Source organism: Motilimonas pumila (assembly GCF_003596335.1).
GTDB lineage: Bacteria > Pseudomonadota > Gammaproteobacteria > Enterobacterales > CBDFNC01 > Motilimonas > Motilimonas pumila.
Window position 1 is genome coordinate 1 of the sequence record NZ_QZCH01000072.1, and the last position, 2,732, is coordinate 2,732.

At 38.4% G+C, this 2,732-nt stretch carries 2 protein-coding genes; both read right to left on the reverse strand.

The features are described from left to right. Window positions 1-189: 189 nt before the first annotated feature. Window positions 190-2,358: a UvrD-helicase domain-containing protein gene (locus tag D1Z90_RS20295; protein WP_119912594.1), complete on the reverse strand. Its 2,169-nt coding sequence runs from the start codon at window positions 2,356-2,358 to the stop codon at window positions 190-192. Then, window positions 2,343-2,663, reverse strand: a complete 321-nt coding sequence (locus D1Z90_RS20300; RefSeq protein ID WP_119912595.1) for a hypothetical protein — start codon at window positions 2,661-2,663, stop codon at window positions 2,343-2,345. Before D1Z90_RS20300 ends, D1Z90_RS20295 begins: the two co-directional genes overlap by 16 nt. Window positions 2,664-2,732 lie beyond the last annotated feature (69 nt).

Consider the following 2,732-nt stretch of genomic DNA (forward strand, 5'->3'; position numbering starts at 1 on the left):
GTATAAGATCACGATAGTGCCTGGGCGTCAAATTGAACTGTATAGACTGCTCAAAAAACGTTCACGATCTTGCCCTGCTCTTCAGGCGAATCGAAATCTGGAGGTGGAGGTAATGTTTTCTTATTCATCCCTCCAGATTGTCAGCTTAAATAGAGCACTCAAGTTGAATATGGGATCAAGTTAACTGGGTCACATAATTTCGCTGTCAAGACCTTGCGGGTGAACAGTTACTTGTAAATTAACAGGCACGAGATTATCAAAATAGTTCTCTATATTTCTCAATTCGCCAGAACTATTTAGAAGCCGTACACAACGTAAATTCTTCTTTGCTCTGGAACACGCCACATATAGCAGTTTTCTTGTTAGGGCTTTCCTAGCCGGATTATCTGTCTCCGGCCTAAAACAACTTCCAAAATCATACTTTGGCCAATTAAATTCATCTAAAACCACAACAACATTTTCAATGCCAGTTCCTTTAGTTTTATGCATTGTCATGAAGTTACTGTCGTCACCTTCATATTTGTAGAATGCTAAGACCTCGTTGAAAATCAGCTCACTACCAAACAATCCAGAATAGAATTTTTCACTCTGAACATCTTTTGCTAGTTGCTCGTAGTGTTCCTCAATCGCCTCAACTGTCAAGCCAGTACCATTATTCTGCTTAATATAGTCACACATTTGATTCTTTGTATTACATCCAGATTCTTGTAATTTCTTGAAAGCATGAATGTTGTTATCTTTACCAATCCTTTCCAGCTCGCAATCCTTGCGTTTAAGATAGGATTGATGGCTTTCGGATAACGAGATCAGTCCAGCTAAAACAGCTCGATTCATGACAGTATAAGCCGCTTCATTAGACGAAGATAGCTCTTGGAGTATATGATGCAGCTCTCTTTTATCTTGCTTAGTTTTAATAAAAAAACCCTTTTTTTTCAACAGTCTTATCAGCTTGTTGTATGCACGATTGTCAGCAGCAGAGCTATTAAAAAGTCGTAGTAATTCAGCAAGCTGTCCGAATTGAAGTCTATCGAGGTGTTTTTTTATCTCTTCCCGTGTATCACGAAATCTGCCATCAAACAGCTCATACAAATGTCCGAAACCAGCATCACGAGCCACCGATTTATTGGGGAGCTTCAATAACACATGCTCACCAATATCAGCCTGAGCGAAAACAGTTAAATCTTCCAGCCTCCGAGAAATTTCAAGTTTATACTCCGCCAATTGCTGCTCATATTGAGCCTTTGCAATTTGGTAATCACTTTTGATTTCATCAGAATCCCTTTTTTTGGGAGGGGCTGGTTTGTCTGGCGCAGGAGGCTTGATTGAATAGTAAAAGGTTGCTGAGCCCTCCCGTTCTTCAGCAGTTTCCATTATTCCATTGGTTTTCTTGAAAGCGACTTTCTGAGTCAAACCATCAGAGCGAAGTTTGTTAGCAACATCAATTACTTGACGCGAGCAACGAAAATTATCTTCTTTTTCAATTAATGTTAACTTCCCGTCATCTATAAACCTTTTTGCCGAACCTATCCCTCCTTCATAAATTGCTTGTTCACTGTCACCGAACAGACCTATGGTTAGCCCTTTGTTAGGAGTAGAGTAAATCAATGAATGAATAATATTTTCGTCAGTATCCTGATATTCATCGATAAATATATAGTCATATTTATCGCGAACGATTCTCCCTAAATTAGAATAATGAGAAAATAGCAGCGCAGCTATTTTGATAAGACCATTATGTCCAAAAGTGGCACTTTTAAAGCTGTCAAATTGCGTGTCATTATATACAACTTCATTGAAATGATGTCGCTTGATAATTTCTGCGATCGCTTCATTTAGTTGCTCAATGTCATTATTTAACGATGTATAAAATGATCTAGGATCTTTGTCGTATTCACGCTTTCCTATGACTTTTTCTGTATCTTCTTGTAGTACGATAGAGCGCCAATTAGCCAAAGATTCGTGCAATGTTTTAAATCTCTTATGCTCTTCAGCCTTTCTAGTCTTATCATCACCATCATAATGTTCAATGCCCAACTCCTCGAATAAAGGAAGGTAAAAGAGCTCTGGCAGTAGTTTTAAAAGATTACGTTTGTATGGTTTTACAAGCTCACTAATAAACGAATGGATTGTAGATACTTCAATCCCTAAGCCCACACGTTCGACTATTTCATCAACAGCTTTATTAGTATGAGTAATACAAACAATTTTCTTATCCGGGTGATTTTCAGAGCAAAATCCGACTATTCGTTTTAATGTTTCTGTCTTACCGCTCCCAGCACCGCCTTGTAAAATGAAGGACTGTTCAAGTTCTATACATTCTTTTATCTTTTCTAAGGGTGTACTCACTGACTGATCCATTTTAGCCCCTTACTAATATACTCTGGTGTTACCCAGTCAGCCTTCCCCGTAAGACCCAAATAGAGTAAGGATGCTGCAAAGTCAGATTTTTTATCAATCACTCTATCTGTCAATTCAAAGATGTTTACAGTATCTATTTCTTCAATATCATCCTTATTCTTCAACCCTAAAACTTCACTCTCAGCGCAAGCCCTCTTTAATTCAGATTTATTAGAATTAATAAATGCATCCTCAAAAGATCTTGCTTGATAACCATGCTCTTCCGTCTGATAAGCGACTTTTACACAGCCCGCAGCCCAGGGCAAGATCGTGAACGTTTTTTGAGCAGTCTATACAGTTCAATTTGACGCCCAGGCACTATCGTGATCTTATAC